The organism is Streptomyces sp. NPDC031049, assembly GCF_055571015.1.
The window spans coordinates 48,759-69,912 of sequence record NZ_JBVIGC010000010.1 but is presented as its reverse complement, the minus strand read 5'-3'; the positions used below and the strand labels follow the sequence as shown (position 1 = coordinate 69,912).

Sequence of the window (21,154 nt, the reverse complement as noted above, 5' to 3'; positions counted from 1 at the left end):
GTCCGGACCGCCCGCGCCGACGGCGTACGAAGTCCAGCTTGTCCTGTTCCGCCGGACCCGGCGAGGGCTGCTGGGAGGCCCGGCGGCGGGCAAGGGCCGTCGTCACCGCCGCCGGGCCGGTCTCGTGCGGATGGTCAGCAGGCGCCGAGGTCCTGCCAGACCCCCCATTCCCCGGTGGTGCCGGGCTCCTCGCCCCGCGTCCACCACTTGGCCTTCCAGGTGTGCCCCTCGTGGGACACGGTGCTGCCGCCGCCGTACGCCGTGCCCGCGGCCCAGGCCGGGGCGGCGCACTCCCCGGGACCGTCCGTCGGGGTCGGCGTCGGAGTGGGGGTGGGCGTGGGATCGGGCGTCGGGGTGCCCGTGCCCGGGTCCACCACGGTCGTGCCCCGGGCCAGGTCACCCTTCAGGGCGTACGTCTTCCCGCCGAAGGTCACCGTCCAGTTCGACGGCGTCGACACCGGCAGGTAGTAGACGAAGTCCACGGTGGTGGAGGCGCCCGGCGCCAGCGACTGCCAGGAGGGCAGTTTCAGCGAGACGCGGTGGTGGTCGCCCTTCAGCCCGCCGACGTTGCTCCCGGTGTGGTCGCTGCGGATCACCGACGTTCCCCAGCCGGACTGGTCCTTGGCGTTGCCGGGCGCGGAGGTGGCGTAGTCGAACCGGAACTCCGAGCCGCCGGGCAGCGTGGTTCCCGTGTTGTTCGTGATCTTCAGCTTGGGGCTGATCGGGTAGTTGGAGTCCCCGAGCGGGAACTCCCCGAACTCCACGTCGATGTCGAGCGCCTCGGCGGGCATGTCGATGGTCGCGCGCGTGGCGCCGTACGGGGAGGCGTTCTTGAACCTCTCGTACATCGCCGTCGTCAGCGTCGACCCCGGCCCGTACTGGCCCTCGGCCGCGTCCCAGGCGTAGTCGCCGGCCAGTTCCCACACCATCGTGCCGCCGATGCCCCGGTCGACGACGTAGTCCGCCTTGGCCTTCACCGACTGCTCGTCCTCGGTGGACAGGAACACCTTCTTCTCGGCGTTCCACAGCCAGGGCGCGACCAGGGTGGCGTCGTAGTGGCGCTGGTAGGTCCCGGTCAGCTCGGTGCCGGCCGGGAAGCCGTAGTCGGTGACGTAGTCGCCGACGATGCCCTTCTCCAGGTTCTTGGCGTGCCACATCGGGTTCGAACCCGCGGGCGACTCCTTGCCGGCGGTGTCCAGGTCGTGCCACAGGTTGTCGATGCCCGTGGCGCCGTCGCCGCACTTGGTCAGCCCGGACCCGGCCGGGCAGGTGGAGGAGGGAGCCCTGCCCCAGAGCCCGTTGGTGCCGCCGGTGACGTTCTTGTGGCCCCGCGTGTAGTAGGGCAGGCCGATGTTGATGCGGCCGGCCGGCATCGAACCGCGGAAGTAGTGGTAGGCCCAGTCGGTGTTCAGATAGCCGATGCCGCCGTACTGGGAGGTGGTGTACACGCCCGCGGCGGCCAGCTCGGCGTCCTTGCCGTCGTCGAAGAGGGAGGCGTTGGGGCCGACGTACTCGTTCCAGGCGCCGTGCAGGTCGTACGACATGATGTTGACGTAGTCCAGGTACTTCTGGACCTGGAAGGTCTCCATGCCGCGCAGCAGATAGCCGGAGGAGGGGGCGGCCACCGTCAGCAGGTAGTGCCTGCCGTCGGCGGCGCCCGCGCGGTCCAGCTTCACGCGCAGCGTCTTCATCAGCGCCGCGTAGCCCTTGACCAGCCCGGCGCGGCGGCCGTTGGCGATCGACCAGTCGAGCGGGTTGCCCGCGTCCTTCATGGTGGTCGGGTACTCGTAGTCGATGTCGACGCCGTTGAAGCCGTACTTCCGGATGAAGTCGACCGCCGAGTCCGCGAAGGTGTCGATGCCGGCCTGGTTGACCGAGCCGTCGGCGTTGGTGGCCATCGAGTAGAAGCCGCCCGAGTCGACGCGCGAGCCGTCCTCGGCGAAGTAGCCGCCCGTCTCGGCCCAGCCGCCCACCGAGATCAGCGTCTTCACGTCCGGGTACTGCTTCTTGAACTTGTTCAGCAGGTTGAAGTGGCCCTTGTAGGGCAGCCCCGGGTCCATCTCGGCGCCGGGGACCCCCGGCCAGGTCATCCCGGTCGCCGGATTGGCCGCGCTCTCCTTTCCGACGGAGAGCCGGTTGCCGGAGTCGACGTGCGCGAAGGCGTAGTTGATGTGGGTGATCTTGTCCCACGGGATGTCGGAGGCCAGGTAGGCGGGCTTGCCGTCCTTGCCGGTGCGCCAGCCGGTGAAGTAGCCGATCACCCGGCGCTGGTGGTCGGCGCCCATCTTCTCCCGGCCCGCCGAGTCGTAGACCGAGCAGTAGGGGACGTCGACGCCGGGGGTCTTGTACAGGCCGTCCGGCCGGCACGACTCCTGGTCGGCCGCGTGCGAGACGGTCGCCGGGAGACCGGCGAGCACCAGGCCGGCCACCGCCGCGGCCGCCGCGAACAGGGCGGGTCTGGCTCTTCGGAGGACTGAGGGGCGCGAGGGGGAAGGCACAGTCGGTTCCTCTCCACGGAAGTTGCGCAGACCCTAGAGAGGACTAGACCAGTGAGTCAATAGGTATGGACCAATCGCAAGGCCGCCTGGAGCCGGGCGAGTTGGCGGGGGCGGGACACACGCTGTGAAGCCCGCGGGACGGAGTGTGAGCCACTCCACACCGCTCACCCGTATGGGCGTCGATCAGGCGTGGCACACTGGCCCTGTACCAGAAGCAGCGCACTCCGGGGTCGGTGAAAGTCCGAACCGGCGGTTACAGTCCGCGACCCGGTCGCCTCCAGCGGCCGGTTGACCAGGTGAAATTCCTGGACCGACGGTTAAAGTCCGGATGGGAGGCAGTGCGCGGCGGGCGGGCACACGTGCGCGCCGCCGTACCCGTACGTCCATGGGGCAGCCCCCAGGACGGCCGGCATCCGGCGTCGTCGTCCCCGTGAGTCCTCCCCGCTCCTTCTGTCGTCATCGACAGCCCCGGAGTCCGTGCCCGAAGAGGCAGGAGGACCCGGGAAGTGTTCACCGGAATCGTCGAAGAGCTGGGCGAGGTCACCGCCGTCGAGACCCTCGACGACGCCTGTCGCTTCCGCCTGCGCGGCCCTGTCGTCACCGAGGGCGCGAAACACGGCGACTCCATCGCCGTCAACGGCGTCTGCCTCACCGTCGTCGACCACGAGGGCGACGAGTTCACCGCCGACGTGATGGCCGAGACCCTGAACCGCTCCAGCCTCGGCGCCCTCGCCGTCGGCTCCCGCGTCAACCTCGAGCGGCCCACCGCCGTGGGCGCCCGGCTCGGCGGGCACATCGTGCAGGGCCACGTGGACGGCACCGGCGAGATCCTCGAGCGCAAGCCGTCCGAGCACTGGGAGATCGTCAAGATCTCCCTGCCCGCCGCCCTCGCCCGCTACGTCGTCGAGAAGGGCTCCATCACCGTCGACGGCATCAGCCTCACCGTCGTCGACGCCGGCCCCGACTTCTTCACCGTCAGCCTCATCCCGACGACGCTCGCCCTGACCACGCTCGGCATCAAGCAGCCCGGCGACCCGGTCAACCTCGAGGCGGACGTCATCGCCAAATACGTCGAGCGGATGCTCGGCGACCGCGTCGGAGAGGGAGACGCCCGGTGAACTGGCTGAACTCCGAGGCGTTCACCCTCTTCGACCAGCACATCAAGTGGTCGGACATGATCGGCAACGTGATCGGTCTGCTGGCCCTCGCCCTCGGCTGGCGCCGCTCGATCTGGACCTGGCCGGCCCAGTTCGTCTCCGGCCTCATCCTCTTCGCGGCCTTCGCCACCGCCCACCTCTCCGGCAGCGCGGGCAAGCAGATCGTCGTCATGGCGGTCGCCGGCTACGGCTTCTGGCAGTGGAACCGCGGCCGGCAGCAGGCGCAGGACGGCTCCATCGCCGTCCGCTTCGCCACCTGGCGCGAGCGCGCCGTCCTCGCCGGCGGCGCCGCCCTCGGCACCCTCGCGGTCGGCGGTCTGTTCACCGCCTTCCCCACGCTGTCCTGGGACCCCTGGCCGGACGCCTACATCTTCGTCGGCACCGTCGTCGCCATGTACGCCCAGGCGCGCGGCATGGTCGAGTTCTGGTTCGCCTGGCTGCTCGTCGACCTGGTCGGCGTACCCCTGAACTTCGCCAACGGCTTCGCCTTCTCCGGCTTCGTCTACATCCTCTACGGCGCGCTCGTCCTGTGGGGCATGCGCGACTGGTGGCTGCGCTCCCGCCGGGCCGCGCAGCCCGTCCTGGAAGGAGCCCCCGCATGAGCACGGCCCCCATCCTCTACAGCACCGACGGCGTCGAGGACCTCACGCTCGACCCCGTCGAACAGGCCATCGCCGACATCGCCGCGGGCCGCCCGGTCGTGGTCGTCGACGACGAGAACCGCGAGAACGAGGGCGACCTCGTCATCGCCGCCGAGAAGGCGACCGAGGAGATCGTCGCCTTCATGATGTCCGAGTGCCGCGGCCTGATCTGCGCCCCCATGGAGGGCGAGGAACTGGACCGGCTGAAGCTGCCCCAGATGGTCCAGGACAACACCGAGTCGATGAAGACCGCCTTCACCGTCTCCGTGGACGCCTCCGCCGCGCACGGCGTGACCACCGGCATCTCGGCCTCCGACCGCGCCACCACCCTCCAGCTGCTCGCGAGCGGCACCGCCGAGCCCACCGACCTGGTCCGCCCCGGCCACATCTTCCCGTTGCGCGCCCGCTCCGGCGGCGTCCTCGTCCGCAACGGCCACACCGAGGCCGCCGTCGACCTCGCCCGCCTCGCCGGACTGCGCCCGGCCGGCGCCATCGTCGAGATCGCCGGGGAGGACGGCCGCATGCTGCGGCTGCCCGAGCTGATCCCGTTCGCCCGCAAGCACGGCCTGACGATCATCTCCATCGAGGACCTGATCGCCTACCGCCGCAGCGCCGAGCCGACCGTCCGCCGCGAGGCCGAGGTCCACCTGCCCACCGCCCACGGCACCTTCACGGCGTACGGCTACCGCTCCACCGTCGACGGCGTCGAGCACGTCGCGCTCGTCCACGGCGACCTCGGCGACGGCCGGGACGTCCTGGTCCGCGTCCACTCCGAGTGCCTCACCGGCGACGTCTTCGGCTCCCAGCGCTGCGACTGCGGCCCCCAGCTGGACGCCTCCCTCGCCCGTATCCAGTCCGAGGGCCGGGGCGTGGTCGTCTACCTGCGCGGACACGAGGGACGCGGCATCGGCCTGATGTCCAAGCTGCGCGCCTACGAACTCCAGGAGCGCGGCCGGGACACCCTGGACGCCAACCTGGAACTGGGCCTGCCCGCCGACGCCCGCGACTACGGCGCCGGCGCGCAGATCCTCACCGACCTCGGGGTGCGCACCGTCCGGCTGATGACCAACAACCCCGAGAAGTCCGAGGCCCTCGCCCGGCACGGCATCGACGTCGTCAGGCGCGAGCCGATGCCCGTCCAGGCCGGCGAGCACAACCTGCGCTACCTGCGCACCAAGCGCGACCGGATGGGCCACGACCTGCCCTGGCTGGACACCACCGCCGTGTCCACCTGCGGCAACCAGTAGAGCCACACCAGCAAGGCACACCAAGGCACACGAGGAGAGACGTGAGCGGCAAGGGCGCACCGGAACTGTCCGTACGCAATGTGGGCGACCTCAGGGTCGCCGTGATCGCGGCGCAGTGGCACGAGAAGGTGATGGACGGACTGGTGGACGGCGCCCTGCGCGCCCTGCACGACCTCGGTATCGACGAGCCGACCCTGCTCAGGGTCCCCGGCAGCTGGGAGCTGCCCGTCGTCGCCAAGGTCCTCGCCGGCCGGGGCTACGACGCGATCGTCGCCCTCGGCGTCGTCATCCGCGGCGGCACCCCCCACTTCGACTACGTGTGCCAGGGCGTCACCCAGGGCCTCACCCAGGTCTCCGTCGACACCGGCGTGCCCGTCGGCTTCGGCGTCCTGACCTGCGACACCGAGGAGCAGGCCCTGGACCGGGCCGGCCTGGAGGGCTCCAGCGAGGACAAGGGCCACGAGGCGGTGACGGCGGCGGTCGCCACGGCGGCCACCCTGCGTTCAGTATCCGAACCCTGGCGCTGAGCAGTCGGCCGGAGCGCGTAGGGTAAGGACCACCATGTCCAAGAAGACGTTCGAGGAGCTGTTCACCGAGCTCCAGCACAAGGCCGCCCACGGCGACCCCGCCACCTCCCGCACCGCCGAGCTGGTGGACAAGGGCGTCCATGCCATCGGCAAGAAGGTCGTCGAGGAGGCCGCCGAGGTCTGGATGGCCGCCGAGTACGAGGGCAAGGAGGCGGCCGCCGAGGAGATCTCGCAGCTGCTGTACCACGTCCAGGTGATGATGGTCGCCCGCGGGATCAGCCTCGACGACGTCTACGCCCACCTGTAGGACCACGCTCCGCCGCAGTCCCGAACCAGCCCGTAGAAACACCCTTCACACAAAGGAAGCCGACCTCATGCTGCGCATCGCCGTCCCCAACAAGGGTTCACTGTCCGGCCCTGCGGCGGAGATGCTGCATGAGGCCGGCTACCAGCAGCGCCGCGAGTCCAAGGAACTGCGCATCGTCGACCCGGTCAACGAGGTCGAGTTCTTCTACCTCCGCCCCCGCGACATCGCGATCTACGTCTCCTCCGGCATGCTCGACATCGGCATCACCGGCCGCGACCTGCTGGTCGACTCCGGCGCCGACGCCGAGGAGATCCTCCCGCTGGGCTTCGCCCGCTCCACCTTCCGCTACGCCGCCAAGCCGGGCACGGCGACCGGCGTCGCGGACCTCAAGGGCCGGACGGTGGCCACCTCCTACGAGGGCATCGTCGCCAAGCACCTGGCCGACAACGGCATCGACGCCTCCGTCGTCCACCTCGACGGAGCCGTGGAGACCGCGATCGAGCTGGGCGTCGCCGAGGTCATCGCCGACGTCGTGGAGACCGGCACCTCGCTGCGCAACGCGGGCCTGGAGGTCTTCGGCGAGCCGATCATGAAGTCCGAGGCGGTCGTCATCCGCCGTACGGGCGCCGACCCCGAAGAGGCCAAGGTGCAGCAGTTCCTGCGCCGCCTCCAGGGCGTCCTGGTGGCCCGGACGTACGTGATGATGGACTACGACTGCCGCGTCGAGCAGCTGGAGAAGGCCGTGGCGCTCACCCCCGGTCTGGAGTCCCCGACCGTCTCCCCGCTGCACAACGAGGGCTGGGTCGCCGTCCGCGCCATGGTCCCCTCCAAGGACGCCCAGCGGATCATGGACGACCTGTACCAGATCGGTGCCCGCGCCATCCTGACCACGGCCATCCACGCCTGCCGGCTCTGAGCGCGCGATCCGTTCAGGACGAGCACAGCCGCGCATGACGATTCGAGAGACCGCGACGATGTCCGACCCGTCCGCCCTGCCCACGCTCCCGGTCACCTTCCGGCCGGGCCGCACCCGCGCCGTCCTGTACACGGCGGCCGTCGCCTGCTTCGCCGCGATCACGGCGGTCGCGGTGCTGCTGGACCGGCTCGGACCGGGGGAGCGGCTCAGCTTCGTGCTGACCGCCCTCCTGCTGGGCGCCGTCCTGGTCCTGCTGGCCCGGCCCAAGGTCGTCGCCGAGGAGTCCGGGGTGACCGTCGTCAACCTCACCAGCAAGCGCCGGCTGGAGTGGGCGGAGATCATCCGGGTGAACCTGCGGCCCGGCGACCCCTGGGTCTTCCTCGACCTCAGCGACGGCACCAGCCTGCCCGCGCTGGGCATCCAGCCCGGCATCGCCAAGGCCCGTGCCATCGCCGACGCCCGGGCCCTGCGCGCCCTCGCCGAGGCCCGCTCCGCCGCGGGGCCCCAGCAGGGGCAGGGCTGATCGGGCACCCTGCCCGGACCGCCTTGGGAGCCAGGTCCGGACCGTCACGAAAGCCCGGTCCGGACGGTGCCGGGTGCCCGGCCCGGACCGCCACGATTGCCCGGCCCGGACGGTGACGGGAGCCCGATCCCCACCGTGACGGATGCTCCGTTCGGACCGTGACGGGGGAACGCCGGGGGCCGATCGGGGCCGTCCACCCTGCCGCGGCCGGCCCGCTCGCCCTTAATCTGGGTGCGCAGCCACGGCCGTCGCGGCTGCGCCCCTGCCGCTCCGCCCGGAGCCGGGGGTTCCTGCTATCCGAGGAGTGACTCCCTCCGGCGATGGACGGATCGTCCTGCAGTACCTGCGCCGCCCCCGCCCGATCCGGTGCGAAGGCGGCGGCATCATGACCCTCCCCCTGCTGCTCCTGGCAGCCGCCTTCCTGCTGATCCTCGCCAACGGCTTCTTCGTCGCCGCCGAGTTCGGCCTGGTGACCGTGGAACGCGCCGACGCCGAGCGGGCCGCCGCGGACGGCGACCGCCGCGCCCGCCGGGTCGTCGAGGCTCTGAAGGAACTGTCCTTCCAGCTCTCCGGCACCCAGCTCGGCATCACCCTCACCTCGCTGGTCGTCGGCATGCTCGCCCAGCCCGCGCTGGCCCGGCTGCTGGACGGCCCGGTCACCGCGGCCGGCATCCCCGAAGGCGCGGTCCCGGGCGTCGCGGTGGCCGTCGGCATGCTGCTGGCCTCGGCCGTGCAGATGGTGATCGGCGAACTGGTGCCCAAGAACTGGGCGGTGTCCCGGCCCCTCCAGGTAGCCCGCTTCGTGGCCGGCCCGCAGTACGTCTTCGCCCGCCTGTTCCGCCCGGTGATCGCCGCGCTCAACGCCGTCGCCAACCGGCTCGTGCGCGCCCTCGGCCTGGAACCGGCCGAGGAACTGGCCTCCGCCCGCACCCCCGGCGAACTGGTGTCCCTGGCCCGGCACTCCGCCCGGGCCGGCGCCCTGGAGCAGGACACCGCCGACCTCTTCGTCCGCACCCTGTCCCTCGGCGAGCTGACCGCGCAGCACGTCATGACCCCGCGGGTGAAGGTCGGCGCCCTCCAGGCGTCCGCGACCGCCGAGGACGTGGTCAACCTGACCCGCGCCACCGGCCTGTCCCGCTTCCCCGTCTACCGGGACCGGATCGACGAGATCACCGGCATGGTCCACCTCAAGGACGCCCTGGCGGTGCCCGCCCACGAGCGGCTGCGCACCCCGGTCGGCCGGATCGCCCGGCCCGCGCTGCTGGTGCCCGAGACCCTGCCGGTACGACCGCTGCTCGCCCGGCTGCGCAGCGAGCAGCCGATCGCCGTGGTCGTCGACGAGTACGGCGGCACGGCCGGCGTGGTCACCCTGGAGGACATCGTCGAAGAACTCGTCGGCGAGGTCCGTGACGAGCACGACGGACACGACCTCCCCGACCTCGCCCCGGCCGCGCCGGAGGACGGCCGGCCCACGTGGGACGCCGACGGCGGCTGCCGCGTCGACGCCCTGCGGCGCATCGGGCTCGACGTGCCCGACGGGCCGTACGAGACCGTCGCCGGTCTGGTGGCCGATCTGCTCGGGCGCATCCCGGCCGTCGGCGACCGGGCCGAACTGCCCGGCTGGCGGCTGTCCGTCCGCCGGGTCGGCCGCTATCGCGCCGAGCGGGTGCGGCTGGTGCGCACGGCACCCGCGCCGGCGCCGGAGGGAGCCCGATGAGCGCCCTCCAGCTCCTGCTCGCGGCGCTGCTCGTGCTCGCCAACGGCTTCTTCGTCGGCGCCGAGTTCGCCCTCGTCTCCGTGCGCCGCAGCCAGATCGAACCGCTGGGCACCGCGCGCGCCCGCCGGGTCCTGTACGGCCTGGAGCACCTGCCGCAGATGATGGCGGCGGCCCAGTTCGGCATCACCGTCTGCTCGCTGACGCTCGGGGCGGTGGCCGAGCCGACGGTCGCCCGGCTGCTGGAGCCGGTCTTCACCTGGCTGCACCTGCCGCACGGCGTGATCCATCCGCTCGGCTACGTCATCGCTCTGGCCGTCGTCGTCTTCTGCCACCTCGTCATCGGCGAGATGGTCCCGAAGAACCTGGCGATGGCCGCCCCGGAGAAGGCCGCGCTCTGGCTGAGCCCCGGCCTGGTCGCCTTCGCCCGGCTGTGCCGGCCGCTCACCGTCGCCCTCGGCGCCTGCGCCCGGGGCGTCCTGCGGCTGTTCCGCGTCGAGCCCAAGGACGAGGTGGAGGCGGTCTTCACCAGCGAACAGCTCAACCGGCTGGTCGAGGACGCCGGCCAGGCCGGACTGCTGGACCCCGAGGAGCGGGAGCGGCTGGGCGACGCCCTGGAGCTGGGCTCCCGCACGGTGGCCGACGTCCTGCTGCCCCGCCGGTCGCTGGTGACGGTCGGCCCCGCGGTCACCCCCGGCCAGATCGTCGAGCTGACCGCCCGTACGGGCTACTCCCGCTTCCCGGTCGCCGCGCCGGGCGACGCCTTCCTGGGCTATCTGCACGTCAAGGACGTCCTGGATCTGGAGGACCCGGACCGGGCGGTGCCCCAGCGCTACTGGCGCCCCATGACGACCCTGCGCCCCGACCTCCCGCTGGACGACGCGCTCACCGTGATGCGCCGGGCGGCCACCCACCTGGCCCAGGTGGCGGACGGCCCGGGGAAGGTGCTGGGGCTGGTGGCGCTGGAGGACGTGCTGGAACTCCTGGTGGGCGAGGTGCGCGACCCGGCCCACCGGGAGGTCGGGGAGGTGACGCTGGCGACGTGACCCGCGCCCTGCCCGCGGCCACCCCCGAAGGGTGCGGTGGTCGCGGGCGGCCCCTGTCGCCGGGGCGGTCCGTGCCGCCGGGGCGGCCTGTGTCGTCGGGGCGGCCTGTGTCGCCGGGGCTGCCCGGGGCGCTCACGTCCCCGGCGGGTCCTGCGGCCCGCGCCCCGAGAGGACCTCCCCGTACGCCTGCATCAGGTCCGGCAGCCGCAGCGTCGCCAGGTCCTCCCGCGTCAGCTCCCCGGGATACACGGACAACCGCAGGTCGCGGTAGGCACAGCTCTTCTCGTACAGCGTCCGCAGGAACCGCCCGTTGCCCAGCTCGTCGATCCAGCCCTGGTCCACCACGTGCCCGGCGATCGACCGAAGCTCGTCGAGGGCCTCCTCGTCCCACACGTCGCCGTTCTCGGCGGCCAGCACCTCACCGATCGCCGTCAGCTCCAGCGGCCGGTACGAGGGGAAGTCGACGCGCGTGGTGAACCGGGAGGACAGCCCGGGGTTGGCGGCCAGCAGCCGGTCCATGCCCTCCGGGTAGCCGGCGAGGATCACCACCAGGTGGTCCCGGTTGTCCTCCGCCCGCTTCAGCAGCACCTGGAGGGCCTCGTCCCCGTACGCGTCCCCCTTGCCGTACCCGGAGTTCGACAGGGAGTAGGCCTCGTCGACGAAGAGCACGCCGCCGAGCGCCGAGTCGATCAGCTCGTTCGCCTTCACGGCGGTCTGCCCGAGGTACTCGCCGACCAGGTCCGCCCGCTGCGCCTCCACGAGGTGGTCCCCGCCCAGCAGCCCGAGCGCGTAGAAGACCCGGCCCAGGATGCGGGCCACCGTGGTCTTGCCGGTGCCGGAGGGGCCGGAGAAGACGAAGTGCCGTTTGGGCGGCTGCACCGGCAGCCCCTGCCCGGCCCGCAGCCGGGCCATGTTCAGCTGCGCCGACAAGGCCTTGACCTGGCGCTTCACCGGCTCCAGGCCCACCATGCGCTCCAGCTCGGCGAGCGCCTCCTCCAATAACGCCGGGTCGGTCGGGCCGGTGGGCAGCGACGGCTCCGGGCCCCCGGTCCGCTCCCGCACGGGCGGTCCGGTCACCGACACCAGGGAGGCGGGGGCCGGCGGCTGGGGGTAGGACAGCTTCAGGTCCCTCTCCTCGGTGCCGAACAGCGGGTCGAGCCCGTCCGGCGTGCCGTCCACGCCGTCCTGCCCGGCACCCGTCAGGGTGAGCGCCGTGAGGTCGGCCGAGTCGTCGTACCCGTCGCCCTCGGCGATCGCCGCGAGCCGGGCCGAGGTGTCCATGAAGCCGGGGTCGACCCGGTGCACGGCGCGGTACAGCGGCAGCGCGGCGGCGCTGCGGCCGGTGCCCTCGTGGGCCCGGGCCAGCCAGTAGCGCAGCTCCTTGCGCTGCGGCTGCTCGCTGCGGCACCGCATCAGCGCCGCCGACAGCAGCGGCGCGGCCTGCCCGTACATCTCCAGCCGGACCCGGGCCATGCCACCGAACAGCCCCGCCTCGATGCCCAGCATGGGATCGCCGAGCAGCGGGTCGGTGTGCCGGACCAGCTGCTCCCAGTCCTTGACGAGGTAGGCGCGGCACGCGTGCAGAAAGCGGACCTGCGGGTCGGTGTCGACGGGCGGCAGCCCGGCCAGGGCCCGGTCCAGCTCCGGGACGTGGCGGCCGTCCAGCCAGTGCGAGGCGTGGGCGAGGAGCAGGTCGCGCGGGCTCTCCAGCTCGGGCTGCACCCACCAGCCCAGCCAGTACCAGGAGTTGAGCGTGCGACGGTGGCGGGCGCGCTGCTCGCCGAACCGGTCGCGGTGCCGGAACATCCTGAGCAGCGCGGTCGTCGTGTCCACCCGCAGCGCGTGCAGCCCGAGCCAGCCGTCGGCCATCCCGGGATCGATGCGCACCGCGGCCCGGAACTCCTCCTCCGCCTGCGGATAGGAGCCCATGGTGTAGGCGTCCACGCCGCGCAGCCAGGCGAGATCGGCCGGGGCGGGCGGGCTCTGCGTGCCGAAGTCCATCACGTCCCCCACAAACCGGTGCCCCCGTCGGTATGCCGCCGAGCCGTCGCCCTCCGGCCGTCCCGGCCGAACGCCGAACCGCCGAACCGTCGTGCCACAGCCCGGAGTTGCAGGTGCGCGCAGCAGTCGTCCGTAGATCGCACCGAGGGCATCGTACCTGCGGGGGTGTTCCCTCCGAAGGGGGCCGCGAGAGGCCGTCCGGCACGGCGGGGGCGGGCGAGGCGCAGGCGGCCGGTGACCGAGGGTGAGCGATCGGCGTCGCGCGGCGGCGGAAAAAGTGACGTGGGCAGAACGAAGCCCCCGATCACGGGGGAACAACCGGGGGCTTCGCGTCTGCCGGCGGCTCTCGATGGGCCGCACATTGAGAACGTAAGACCTGTACGGCCTTTGGGTCAAGCGGAGTTGAGGCACTCCGGGAAGTTGCCTGAGGAGATCTTCACAAGGTCGGCACATCGCCGCCGTCTCGTCACTCTCCGTGAATTTCAGGTCCGGTCCAAGGGCCTCCCGGCGGGTCCCTCCAGCACCTCGTACCCCTCCGGCCACTCCTCCCGCTGAAGTACCAGCAGATCGGCAAAGGGGCGCGAGGGATCGTCCGCGAAGTGCTCGCGCTCCGCCGGTACCCACCGGTTCCAGAACTCCCGCTGCTCCTCCCCGTCCCGCGCCCGTCCGCGGGCCCACGCCTCCTCGGCGGGCAGCTCCATCCACAGCAGCGCGGCCAGGTGCGGGCGCAGTGCCCGGCGGCCCGCTCCGACGCCCTCCACCAGGACCACCGGGGCGGGCGGCAGCGGGCGGGGCGGTCCGAAGCGGCGGGCCCGCCAGTCGTAGGAGGAGTAGCGGGCGCTCTCGCCGCGGCTCAGCGGCTCGATCACCTGCGCCAGCAGCCGGCCGGTCCAGTCGAACAGCTCGGCGTGGCTGGCGATGTCGTCCAGGCGCAGGACCGGGGCACCGCCCAGTTCCCCGGCCAGCCGCCCGGCGAAGGTGGACTTCCCCGAGCCGGCGTGCCCGTCGACGCCGACGAGGCGGACGGGGCCGCAGGACGGGGGGAGCCGGCGGAGCCGGGAGGCGAGGTGACGGATCACGGGTCCTGGTGCGGAAGGGGGGGACGGCGGACGCCCAGCACTCTATCCGGGAGGCGCGACTCCGTCCGGGGCGTGAGGCGGGCGCCCCTGTGAGGCGGGCCGCGGGCCGGGGCCCGTGGGCCGGGTCGCGGCCCGGGTTCCTTCAGTGGACCACACCAATATTGCCGGGCGTGGCATGCGCTGAAGTGCTGGCAGGAGCAGGCGCCTGCGGCCATAGTTGGCGCACCACCGTGCAACGGACCTGCCCCGACTCGGACACCCGGGAGCCTTCCGCCCATGAGCAGAGCCGAACAGCCGTCCCGCAGAACCGTCCTGGCCGCCGTGGCCGTCGCCGCCATGGCGGGGACCGCGGCCCCGGCCGTCGCCGCCCCCGGCGGCACGGCCGCCGACGGGAACGCCGACCGTGCCCGTGACCGCCAGGTCGACTACCGGGCCTGGACCTCCTTCCGCGACTGGCGCGCCGGCGGCGCACAGGGCACCCGGGCCGTCGCGGGCCGCCGGCCCGGCGTCGTGATCGGCACCCCGGCGGGCACGATGGACTACACCGACCCGCACACCGGCCGCACGCAGGAGTGGGCGTACGCGACCTGGACCTCGCCCGTCCACCGGCTCGCCGTACCCGCCACGGAGGTGATCGCCTCCTGGAACGCCGACACACCGGCCGGGACCTGGCTCCAGGTCGAGCTGAAGGGCACGTACTCCGACGGCACGGCCACACCCTGGTACGTGATGGGCCGCTGGGCCGCCGGCGACCAGGACATCCGGCGGACCTCGGTCGACGACCAGGGCGACGGCAGGAGCAGTGTCTGGACGGACACCTTCGCCATCGACGACGCCTCCACCGGCCTGCGCCTGACCGCCTACCGGCTGCGCCTGACCCTGTACCGCCGGCCCGGCAGCCGGGCCACCCCCACGGTCTGGCGGCTCGGTGCGATGGGCTCGGACGTCCCCGACCGTTTCACCGTCCCGGCCTCCACCCCCGGCCTGGCCCGGGAGCTGATCGTCCCCCGCTACTCGCAGGAGATCCACAAGGGCCAGTACCCCGAGTACGACAACGGCGGCGAGGCCTGGTGCAGCCCCACCTCCTCGCAGATGATCATCGAGTACTGGGGTGGACGGCTCACCGAGGAGCAGCTCTCCTGGGTGGACCCGTCCTACGCCGACCCGCAGGTGTGCCACGCGGCCCGGTACACCTACGACTACCAGTACGCCGGCTGCGGCAACTGGCCCTTCAACGCCGCCTACGCGGCCACCTTCGACGGCCTCCAGGGCGTCGTCACCCGCCTCGGCTCGCTCACCGACCTGGAGACGCTGATCGCGGCCGGCATCCCGGCCATCACCTCCCAGTCGTTCCTCCAGGAGGAGCTGACCGGGGCCGGGTACGGCACCGCAGGCCATCTGATGACCGTGATCGGCTTCACGGCGGACGGCGACGTGATCGCCAACGACCCGGCCTCGGACAGCAACGAGGCGGTGCGGCGCGTCTACAAGCGGCGCGAATGGGAGAACATCTGGCTGCGGACCAAGCGGTACAACGCCTCCGGCAGGGTCGTCTCCGGCACGGGCGGCGTCTGCTACCTGTACTTCCCGGCGCACCCGACCCCGCGCCAGCGCAAGGCGCTCGCCGCGGTGGGCGTGCGCTGAGCCGTCGCCTGTGACGGACATCTCCGCCGCAACGGCTCATTTCGGTGGCAGGGTGGACGGACCGATGTCCACCCTGCCCGTCCGAGAGCAGCGAGAATCCATGAGCGCACACACCGCCACCGCAGTCCGTGCCCGTACCGGCGGCCCCCGGGACGACGGTCCGAAGATCGCCGAACATGTCGCCGGGTGGGCTCTCGTCGTGGTGCTCGCGATGCTCGTGGCCCAGCTCGGGCTGCTGTGACCTGACTCACCGGACGACCTGCCATACTGCGGATGTCCCGCCGCCCGCAGGAGACCAGGGTCGAATTGCGTATCAGTCAGCAACCCCCGCCGCCCGTCCGCCCCCGGGCGCGCGGTACCGAGCGCTCGCTGGCGCGCCGCGCCGAACTCATCGCGATCGGGCGCCGGTTGTTCGCGGACACCTCCTACGACGCGCTGTCGATGGACGACATCGCCCGCCAGGCGCGCGTCGCCAAGGGGCTCATCTACTACTACTTCCGGTCCAAGCGCGGCTACTACCTGGCGATCATCCAGGACGCCGTCGACGAGCTGCTCACCTCGGCCGCCGGCGGCCCGGACCGGCCGCCGGCGGAGCGGGTGCACCGCACCATCGACCGCTATCTGCGCTACGCCGAGCAGAACCAGGCCGCGTACCGCACGATCGTCAGCGGCGGCGTCGGCTTCGACGCCGAGGTGCACGCCATCCGGGACGGCGTGCGCGAGGCGATCATCGCCGCCATCGCCGAGGGCGCGTACGGACACGGCGACATCTCACCGGTGGCCCGCACGGGGCTGCTGGCGTGGGTGTGCAGCGTGGAGGGCGCCACCCTCGACTGGATCGGCCGTCCGGAGCTGCCCCGGGCGACCCTGTGCGGACTGCTCGTGAAGACGCTGGGCGGTGCCCTGCGCGCCGTCGAGGAGCTGGACCCCGCCCACCCGGCCCCCGCGCCCGCCCGCCGGGACGGCTGAGGCCCGCCTCCCGGCACCGTCGTGGGGCTGGGCCACCCGGCCCACGGCACGGCCCTTCCGGGCGCCGGAGAGCGCGTCGAGGTTTCCTGAAGTAAGCGGTCGTTAACTGGTGACTCGATGCCCCGGATCGGGCATACTCACAGCGCACAGCCGCTGGTCAGCAGCTTCCGCGACCCGGAAGTGCGGGCTTCGGCCAAGCCTCAGAACGACCCGGCGGAGCCGCCCACCCAAGGCGCACGTCCGCCGATGCGCCCGACAGGGAGGAGAGCGTCGCCATGCCCGACCGCGCCCCGCAGCCGGTGGACCGCCAATTGCCCACGGACGAGGCACGGGATCTGATCTCGCTCGTCCGTGACATCGCGCAGCGCGAGATCGCGCCCCGGGCGGCCGAGGAGGAGGACGCCGGCCACTTCCCGCGCGAGGTCTTCACCCTGCTCTCCGAGTCCGGCCTGCTCGGACTGCCCTACGACTCGGAGTACGGCGGTGGCGACCAGCCCTACGAGGTGTACCTCCAGGTCCTGGAAGAGCTGGCCGCCGCCCGGCTCACCGTCGGCCTCGGTGTCAGCGTGCACACCCTGGCCTCCTACGCGCTCGCCGCCCACGGCACCAAGGAGCAGCAGGTCGAGCACCTGCCCGCGGTTCTCGGCGGCGGTCTGCTCGGCGCCTACTGCCTCTCCGAGCCCGCCTCCGGATCGGACGCCGCCTCCCTGCGCACCAAGGCGGTGCGCGACGGTGACGACTGGGTGATCACCGGCACCAAGGCGTGGATCACGCACGGCGGCGTCGCCGACTTCTACACCGTCATGGCCCGCACGGGCGGGGAGGGCGCCCGCGGGATCAGCGCCTTCCTGGTCCCCGGCGACGCCGAGGGGCTCAGCGCGGCGGCTCCCGAGAAGAAGATGGGCATGAAGGGCTCGCCCACCGCCCAGGTGCACTTCGACGGCGTCCGGGTTCCCGACGCCCGCCGCCTCGGCGACGAGGGCCAGGGCTTCGCGATCGCCCTGTCCGCGCTGGACTCCGGGCGGCTCGGCATCGCCGCCTGCGCGGTCGGCGTCGCCCAGGCCGCGCTGGACGCGGCCGTCGGCTACGCCACGGAGCGGCGGCAGTTCGGCAGGCCGATCGCGGACTTCCAGGGCCTGCGCTTCATGCTCGCCGACATGGCCACCCAGATCGAGGCCGGCCGGGCGCTGTACCTGGCGGCGGCCCGGCTGCGGGATGCGGGCCGGCCGTTCGCCAAGCAGGCCGCCATGGCCAAGCTGCACTGCACCGACGCCGCGATGCGGGTCACCACCGACGCGGTGCAGGTCCTCGGCGGCTACGGCTACACCGCCGACTTCCCGGCCGAGCGGTACATGCGCGAGGCCAAGGTGCTCCAGATCGTCGAGGGGACCAATCAGATCCAGCGGATGGTCATCGCCCGTCACCTCGCGGGTCCCGAGTCCCGCTGAGGCCGTCACCGCGCGGGTCCCGGATCCCGCCGAAGCCGTCACCTCGCGGGTCCCGGACCCCGCCGAAGCCGTCACCGCGCGGCTCCCCGGGCGTGCCGAACGCGTCGTCCAGCGTGTCCCGGGGGAGGCACAGGTCGTCGAGCCCGCGCGGGGGCGCCGCGAGCCGGACCCACTCGGGGTCGTGCCGGCCCGGCAGCGTGCGGCCGCGATCGGCCCAGGTCCGCATCATCTCGCGGTAGATCGGCGGGTCCGGAGGCTGCGGGGGCGCCAGGGGGGCCACTCCCGCGGGCACCGGGACGAACACGCGCCGCCGACGCCCGGTCGCCGAGTACGTGGGGGTCATACCAGGGCAACGCGGCGGACTGCGGGCAGGTCACCGGCGCGCGGAATCGAGCGTGAGTTCGCGGGGGTACCTGCGCGCGTCCCGCACGACGTGATCGCGCGGCCGGCCGCAGACGTCACGCCGAACCGCACCACGGCGGCCTGCGGGCCGGGAGGGTGCGGTTCTGCTCGTCGTCGAAATGGGCGGTGCCGCCCGGACGGCGGTCGCTCAGGCGGCGTCGCGCCGCATCACCGGCACGCGCATCGGGCGCGAGCCCGGGCCGCCGACGTGCGAGAAGGGCTGCGTCCGCCAGTCGAGCCCCTGAGGGAGCGTCAACAGCAGGGCCGTGTCCTGCTCCTGGGGCTTGAAGGACTCGTCCGCGGGACGGGCGTCCGTGGCCCGGCGGCCGGTGCCGGCGCAGACCGTGAGGCCGAACGGGTTCCACGGAGAGGCGCACAGCGCGTGCTCCGGCAGGACCTCCTCGTCCGCCAGCAGGGCGATGGGCTGCGCGCAGTCCGGGCAGATCACCCGGTACATCTCGAAGGTGTCGTACGCGTCGAGTTCCTCGTCGTCGAGGGCGTCGGGTTCGACGCCCTCCGGCTCGGGTTCGACGATCGGCTGCTGCCGCTTGGCTGCGGAACGACCAGGGCGCTTAAGACTCTGCATGGGACTCTCCCCCTCGGGCTGGGCCGTGAAGGCGCTGCGGCCTCGACCACAGCAAGCACTTCCCTTCGCCCATCGGCGGTAATCACGAGAACATCACGGAGGCCGTTCGAGGGATGTGGCGTTCGTCACATGCCGCTCGCAGGTGCCCCGCCACGGGTCGTGCGGGGCCTTTGAGGTATCCGGGGAGATCAACCGCACTGTAGGTTCTTGCGCCATGGAGGAGCTGGACCGACAGATCGTGCAGCTGCTCGTCAAGGACGGGCGGATGAGCTACACCGACCTGGGCAAGGCCACGGGCCTGTCCACGTCGGCCGTGCACCAGCGGGTGCGCCGGCTGGAGCAGCGCGGCGTCATCCGCGGCTACGCCGCCGTCGTCGACCCGGAGGCCGTCGGGCTGCCGATGACCGCCTTCATCTCGGTGAAGCCGTTCGACCCCAGCGCCCCCGACGACATCGCGGAGCGCCTGGCGGGCGTCCCCGAGATCGAGGCGTGCCACAGCGTGGCGGGCGACGAGAACTACATCCTCAAGGTGCGCGTCTCCACACCGCACGAGCTGGAGGAGCTGCTGGCCCGGGTGCGCTCCCTCGCCGGGGTGTCGACCCGGACCACGGTGGTGCTGTCCACGCCCTACGAGGCCCGTCCGCCCCGGATCTGAGGGACCCGTCCGCTCTCGGGCGACCTGCGTGCGGGACGACCGGGCCCAGGGGTGAGACTGGTCCCCATGAGTGAGTCCACCGCCCCGCCCGAGACCGTCCTGCTGCGCCGTGGAGAGGTCCACAGCCCCGCCGACCCGTTCGCGACGGCCATGGTCGTCGAACGCGGCCAGGTCGCCTGGGTCGGCTCCGAGGGCGCCGCCGACGCCTTCGCGGACGGCGTGGACGAGGTCGTCGACCTGGGCGGCGCCCTGGTCACCCCCGCGTTCACCGACGCCCACGTGCACACCACCTCCACCGGTCTGGCCCTGACCGGGCTGGACCTGACCGGCGCCGGCTCCCGCGAGGACGCGCTCGCCCTGGTACGGGACTTCGCCGCCGCCCGGCCGGAGGACCGGGTGCTGCTCGGCCACGGCTGGGACGCCGCCCGCTGGGCCGACGGCCGCCCGCCCACGCGCGCCGAACTCGACGAGGCCACCGGCGGCCGGCCGCTGTACCTGAGCCGGATCGACGTCCACTCGGCCGTCGTCACCACGGCCCTGCTCGACCTGGTCCCGTCGGACCTCGGCCCCGTGGACGGCCCGCTCACCGCCGACGCCCACCACGCCGTGCGGGCCGCCGCGCTCGCCGCGGTCACCCCCGCCCAGCGTACCGAGGCGCAGCGCGCCGCCCGCGCGCACGCCGCCTCCCTCGGCATCGGCACCCTGCACGAGTGCGCGGGCCCGGAGATCTCCTCCGAGGACGACCTCACCGGCCTGCTGCGGCTGGCCGCCGACGAACCCGGTCCGCGCGTCATCGGCTACTGGGCCGAGCGGAACGTCGAACGGGCCCGGGAACTGGGCGCGATCGGCGCGGCAGGCGACCTGTTCGTCGACGGCGCCCTCGGCTCGCACACCGCCTGCCTGCACCGGCCCTACGCCGACGCCGACCACACCGGCACCGCCTACCTGACCGCCGACGACGTCGCCGCCCACGTCGTGGCCTGCACGGAGGCCGGCCTCCAGGCGGGCTTCCACGCCATCGGGGACGCCGCCGTCACCGCCGTCGTGGAGGGAGTGCGGGCCGCCGCCGACAAGGCCGGCCTCGCCCGCGTCCGCGCCGCCCGCCACCGCGTCGAGCACGCCGAGATGCTCACCCCCGACGCCGTCGCCGCCTTCGCCGACCTCGGCCTCACCGCCTCCGTGCAGCCGGCCTTCGACGCCCTGTGGGGCGGTGCGGAGGGCATGTACGCCCGGCGTCTGGGCGCCGAACGCGCCCGCACCCTCAACCCCTACGCCGCGCTGCTGCGGGCCGGCGTCCCGCTCGCCTTCGGCTCGGACAGCCCGGTCACCCCGTTCGACCCGTGGGGCACCGTCCGCGCCGCCGCCTTCCACCGCACGCCGGAGCACCGGATCTCCGTGCGCGCCGCGTTCACCGCGCACACCCGCGGCGGCTGGCGGGCGGTCGGCCGGGACGACGCCGGCGTCCTGGTGCCGGGCGCACCCGCGGACTACGCCGTCTGGCGTACCGGCGAACTGGTCGTGCAGGCCCCGGACGACCGCGTCGCCCGCTGGTCCACCGACCCCCGCTCCGGCACCCCCGGCCTGCCCGATCTCGGCCCCGGCAGGGAACTGCCGGTCTGTCTGCGGACCGTCGTGGGCGGACGGACGATCTTCGTACGGCCGGGCGAGTGATCCACACCTCCGACGGGGCGACGATCTTTGGCCCGTGGCTGTGTCGCCTCACCTGGGCGTCCTCCCCGCTGACCAGCGCTTTGATGCAAAAGCCGCAGGTCGCACGGCTGTTGACAGGCGATG

General features: G+C 72.9%; 18 protein-coding genes, 1 pseudogene and 1 riboswitch. Of the genes and pseudogenes, 15 read left to right on the top strand and 4 right to left on the bottom strand.

Annotation, left to right across the window (positions count from 1 at the left end; translation table 11 throughout):
* Window positions 1–134: 134 nt before the first annotated feature.
* On the bottom strand, window positions 135–2,498 hold the full coding sequence (locus tag ACZ45Q_RS18295) for a chitinase C-terminal domain-containing protein (RefSeq protein WP_468261971.1): 2,364 nt from the start codon (window positions 2,496–2,498) through the stop codon (window positions 135–137).
* Between the two features lie 215 nt (window positions 2,499–2,713).
* Window positions 2,714–2,844: riboswitch (FMN riboswitch) on the top strand.
* 160 nt (window positions 2,845–3,004) lie between these two features.
* Between ACZ45Q_RS18295 and ACZ45Q_RS18290 the strand changes: the two genes are divergently transcribed.
* The 9 genes from ACZ45Q_RS18290 to ACZ45Q_RS18250 all read left to right on the top strand — a co-directional run bounded on the left by ACZ45Q_RS18290 (window position 3,005) and on the right by ACZ45Q_RS18250 (window position 10,576).
* Window positions 3,005–3,616, top strand: a complete 612-nt coding sequence (locus ACZ45Q_RS18290; protein WP_468261968.1) for a riboflavin synthase — start codon at window positions 3,005–3,007, stop codon at window positions 3,614–3,616.
* Window positions 3,613–4,257: a nicotinamide mononucleotide transporter family protein gene (locus ACZ45Q_RS18285; protein ID WP_468261966.1), complete on the top strand. Its 645-nt coding sequence runs from the start codon at window positions 3,613–3,615 to the stop codon at window positions 4,255–4,257. Before ACZ45Q_RS18290 ends, ACZ45Q_RS18285 begins: the two co-directional genes overlap by 4 nt.
* Window positions 4,254–5,543, top strand: a complete 1,290-nt coding sequence (locus ACZ45Q_RS18280) for a bifunctional 3,4-dihydroxy-2-butanone-4-phosphate synthase/GTP cyclohydrolase II (protein WP_468261964.1) — start codon at window positions 4,254–4,256, stop codon at window positions 5,541–5,543. The genes ACZ45Q_RS18285 and ACZ45Q_RS18280 overlap by 4 nt, the downstream gene beginning before the upstream one ends.
* Window positions 5,544–5,584: 41 nt before the next feature.
* The gene (ribH, locus tag ACZ45Q_RS18275) at window positions 5,585–6,070 is read left to right on the top strand and encodes a 6,7-dimethyl-8-ribityllumazine synthase (protein ID WP_165996607.1); all 486 of its coding nucleotides are present in this window, start codon (window positions 5,585–5,587) and stop codon (window positions 6,068–6,070) included.
* A gap of 34 nt (window positions 6,071–6,104) precedes the next feature.
* Entirely contained in the window at window positions 6,105–6,377 is a 273-nt protein-coding gene (locus tag ACZ45Q_RS18270; RefSeq protein ID WP_004990764.1) for a phosphoribosyl-ATP diphosphatase, read from the top strand.
* A gap of 67 nt (window positions 6,378–6,444) precedes the next feature.
* Window positions 6,445–7,293 carry an ATP phosphoribosyltransferase gene (gene hisG / locus ACZ45Q_RS18265; RefSeq protein ID WP_468261959.1) on the top strand — a complete coding sequence of 283 codons (849 nt, stop codon included), beginning with the start codon at window positions 6,445–6,447 and terminating at the stop codon, window positions 7,291–7,293.
* 34 nt (window positions 7,294–7,327) lie between these two features.
* Window positions 7,328–7,816, top strand: coding sequence for a PH domain-containing protein (locus tag ACZ45Q_RS18260; RefSeq protein WP_468261956.1), 489 nt, complete (start codon window positions 7,328–7,330; stop codon window positions 7,814–7,816).
* A gap of 385 nt (window positions 7,817–8,201) precedes the next feature.
* Window positions 8,202–9,533: a hemolysin family protein gene (locus ACZ45Q_RS18255; RefSeq protein WP_468261953.1), complete on the top strand. Its 1,332-nt coding sequence runs from the start codon at window positions 8,202–8,204 to the stop codon at window positions 9,531–9,533.
* The gene (locus tag ACZ45Q_RS18250) at window positions 9,530–10,576 is read left to right on the top strand and encodes a hemolysin family protein (protein WP_468261950.1); all 1,047 of its coding nucleotides are present in this window, start codon (window positions 9,530–9,532) and stop codon (window positions 10,574–10,576) included. The genes ACZ45Q_RS18255 and ACZ45Q_RS18250 overlap by 4 nt, the downstream gene beginning before the upstream one ends.
* 132 nt (window positions 10,577–10,708) lie before the next feature.
* Here the strand turns inward: ACZ45Q_RS18250 and ACZ45Q_RS18245 are convergent, their stop codons facing one another.
* Both ACZ45Q_RS18245 and ACZ45Q_RS18240 read right to left on the bottom strand, forming a co-directional pair.
* Window positions 10,709–12,577 (bottom strand): AAA family ATPase, encoded by a 1,869-nt coding sequence (locus ACZ45Q_RS18245; RefSeq protein WP_468262504.1) that lies wholly within the window; start codon window positions 12,575–12,577, stop codon window positions 10,709–10,711.
* Window positions 12,578–13,024: 447 nt separating this feature from the next.
* Window positions 13,025–13,656, bottom strand: a pseudogene (locus ACZ45Q_RS18240) (uridine kinase family protein); the annotation flags it as partial.
* 276 nt (window positions 13,657–13,932) lie between these two features.
* Between ACZ45Q_RS18240 and ACZ45Q_RS18235 the strand changes: the two are divergent.
* The 4 genes from ACZ45Q_RS18235 (at window position 13,933) to ACZ45Q_RS18220 (ending at window position 17,717) form a co-directional block, all read left to right on the top strand.
* Window positions 13,933–15,300, top strand: a complete 1,368-nt coding sequence (locus ACZ45Q_RS18235) for a peptidase C39 family protein (RefSeq protein ID WP_468261947.1) — start codon at window positions 13,933–13,935, stop codon at window positions 15,298–15,300.
* 100 nt (window positions 15,301–15,400) lie between these two features.
* Window positions 15,401–15,541, top strand: a complete 141-nt coding sequence (locus ACZ45Q_RS18230) for an SCO1431 family membrane protein (RefSeq protein WP_468261945.1) — start codon at window positions 15,401–15,403, stop codon at window positions 15,539–15,541.
* 65 nt (window positions 15,542–15,606) lie between these two features.
* Complete coding sequence (locus tag ACZ45Q_RS18225; protein ID WP_468262502.1) at window positions 15,607–16,269, top strand: TetR/AcrR family transcriptional regulator; 663 nt, start codon at window positions 15,607–15,609, stop codon at window positions 16,267–16,269.
* A gap of 275 nt (window positions 16,270–16,544) precedes the next feature.
* On the top strand, window positions 16,545–17,717 hold the full coding sequence (locus ACZ45Q_RS18220) for an acyl-CoA dehydrogenase family protein (RefSeq protein ID WP_468261942.1): 1,173 nt from the start codon (window positions 16,545–16,547) through the stop codon (window positions 17,715–17,717).
* Window positions 17,718–18,267: 550 nt separating this feature from the next.
* Here the strand turns inward: ACZ45Q_RS18220 and ACZ45Q_RS18215 are convergent.
* Window positions 18,268–18,705 (bottom strand): hypothetical protein, encoded by a 438-nt coding sequence (locus ACZ45Q_RS18215; protein ID WP_468261939.1) that lies wholly within the window; start codon window positions 18,703–18,705, stop codon window positions 18,268–18,270.
* A gap of 214 nt (window positions 18,706–18,919) precedes the next feature.
* Here ACZ45Q_RS18215 and ACZ45Q_RS18210 point away from each other — a divergent pair, with 214 nt between their 5' ends.
* The gene (locus ACZ45Q_RS18210; protein ID WP_125508282.1) at window positions 18,920–19,360 is read left to right on the top strand and encodes an Lrp/AsnC family transcriptional regulator; all 441 of its coding nucleotides are present in this window, start codon (window positions 18,920–18,922) and stop codon (window positions 19,358–19,360) included.
* Between the two features lie 66 nt (window positions 19,361–19,426).
* On the top strand, window positions 19,427–21,031 hold the full coding sequence (locus tag ACZ45Q_RS18205; RefSeq protein WP_468261935.1) for an amidohydrolase: 1,605 nt from the start codon (window positions 19,427–19,429) through the stop codon (window positions 21,029–21,031).
* The last annotated feature ends 123 nt before the right edge of the window (window positions 21,032–21,154 follow it).